2 protein-coding genes and 1 pseudogene are annotated in these 1,954 nt (G+C 62.7%); 2 read left to right on the forward strand and 1 reads right to left on the reverse strand.

What is annotated here, in order from left to right:
• Positions 1 to 40: 40 nt before the first annotated feature.
• A pseudogene (locus WAW17_RS28045) lies at positions 41 to 430 on the reverse strand (MFS transporter); the annotation flags it as partial.
• 466 nt (positions 431 to 896) lie between these two features.
• Between WAW17_RS28045 and rplJ the strand changes: the two are divergent.
• Positions 897 to 1,454, forward strand: coding sequence for a 50S ribosomal protein L10 (rplJ, locus tag WAW17_RS28050; RefSeq protein WP_422336129.1), 558 nt, complete (start codon positions 897 to 899; stop codon positions 1,452 to 1,454).
• A gap of 78 nt (positions 1,455 to 1,532) precedes the next feature.
• Positions 1,533 to 1,919, forward strand: coding sequence for a 50S ribosomal protein L7/L12 (gene rplL, locus WAW17_RS28055; protein WP_422336130.1), 387 nt, complete (start codon positions 1,533 to 1,535; stop codon positions 1,917 to 1,919).
• Positions 1,920 to 1,954 lie beyond the last annotated feature (35 nt).

The following is a 1,954-nucleotide window of genomic DNA, read 5'->3' on the forward strand; positions in this document are numbered from 1 at the left end:
ACTTGACAACAGACCCGCCGCCCTAACTGCGCGGCATTGGGGCTAGGGTCGCGGGGAAGACTGCGGCGGCGAAGACACCCATCGCTGCGCGCGCAGCGATGACCTGCCCAAGGCTCTCGGCGTTGGCGCCGGCGATCGACAGGACGGCGACGCCGACCAGGCCGATGACCATGACGAGTCGCCGGCCGTACCGATCGCCGAGGTTGCCGAACGCCAGCAGCAGGCCGGCGAACGTCAGTGTGTAGGCGTCGACGACCCATTGCAGACCGCTGACACTGGTACGGAGTTCGACACCGATCGACGGGAGGGCGACGTTGACGATGGTGTTGTCGAGCACGACGAGCAGTTCGGCCAGGCAGATCACGGCGAGCGCGAGGAATCTCCGCGTCCGGGACCCTGCCACGACGGCTCGGGCTTCGAGGATTGTCATGTGCAAAAGCTAACCCATACCTGTAACGACCAGTTACAGGTAAGTGGATGCGGCTCGAGTCTGATGAACCACACCGTTGACGGATAGTGAGGTCGGTCACTTTACGGTCGAGGAGCGGGGGCCTCGATTTGGCCGTTGTGCAGGCCATGCCGTAATCTTTCGTGCGGAGTTCAATGCAGTATTCGAACTCCACCCCAAATCATGTTCTACCCAAGACCGTTGGTGATCGTCTCCCGCGAGGGTGCGATTGAAAGTCCGGGAATGTCCGGCGGCCCACGCAGGAGGACGAGGTAGGGGGATTCTCGACGGTCGTGGTTCGTGCGCGTCCGCCTGGTTTCCTTTCACGCCCCGTGTGCCCTGCACCGGGGCGTTTTGCATGTCGTGGACTGTGTTGCTAGCAGGGGCTCCCCGCCGGCGCACAGCGGTTCCGAAGTGGGATAACGACTGTCATGAGAGGAGGCGAAGTATGGCAAAGCCTGAGAAGGTTTCCGCAGTTGCGGAGATCACCGAGCAGTTCAAGGGTTCGACCGCTGCGGTGATCACGGAATACCGTGGTCTGACGGTGGGCAACATCACGACACTGCGCCGCGCTCTCGGAGAAGGTGCCACCTACTCCGTCGCCAAGAACACCCTGGTCAAGCGCGCCGCCGCAGAGGCGGGCGTTGAGGGCCTTGATGACCTTTTCGTCGGTCCGACCGCCATTGCATTCATCAAGGGCGAGCCCGTCGATGCTGCGAAGGCTCTGAAGAACTTCGCGAAGGACAACAAGGCGCTCATCATCAAGGGCGGCTACATGGACGGCGCTGCGCTGTCCGTGGACGAGGTCAACAAGATCGCGGACCTCGAGTCCCGCGAAATTCTGTTGGCCAAGCTTGCCGGCGCAATGAAGGGCAACTTGGCAAAGGCCGCAGGCCTGTTCAATGCTCCCGCATCGCAGATGGCCCGTCTGGTCGCGGCGCTGCAGGAGAAGAAGGCTGCCGAGGGTGGAGCTGCTGCTCCGGCCGAGGTTCCCGCCGAAAGCTGATCCGCACCCGCGCATCACAGCTATAACCCCGTCCGGTCGCGGATCAGCGACATGGGACTTACAGGAAGGACCGCCATCATGGCGAAGCTCAGCACCGAAGAGTTGTTGGACCAGTTCAAGGAGCTCACCCTCCTCGAGCTCTCGGAGTTCGTGAAGGCATTCGAGGAGACCTTCGAGGTCACCGCCGCTGCCCCCGTCGCCGTTGCCGCTGCAGGCGGAGCAGCTGCTCCCGCCGAGGCTGCTGAGGAGCAGGACGAGTTCGACGTCGTCCTCGAGTCGGCCGGCGACAAGAAGATCCAGGTCATCAAGGTCGTCCGTGAGGTTGTTTCCGGCCTCGGCCTGAAGGAAGCCAAGGACCTCGTCGAGGGTGCTCCGAAGGCGATCCTGGAGAAGGTTGCCAAGGACGCTGCCGAAGCCGCCAAGGAAAAGCTCGAGGCTGCCGGCGCCAAGGTCTCCGTCAAGTAAAACGGACCTGCCGCTGCTCGTCAGAGCATCAGAAG

It is taken from the genome of Rhodococcus sp. (in: high G+C Gram-positive bacteria), assembly GCF_049286785.1.
In the GTDB taxonomy this organism is placed as follows: Bacteria; Actinomycetota; Actinomycetes; order Mycobacteriales; family Mycobacteriaceae; genus Rhodococcus_F.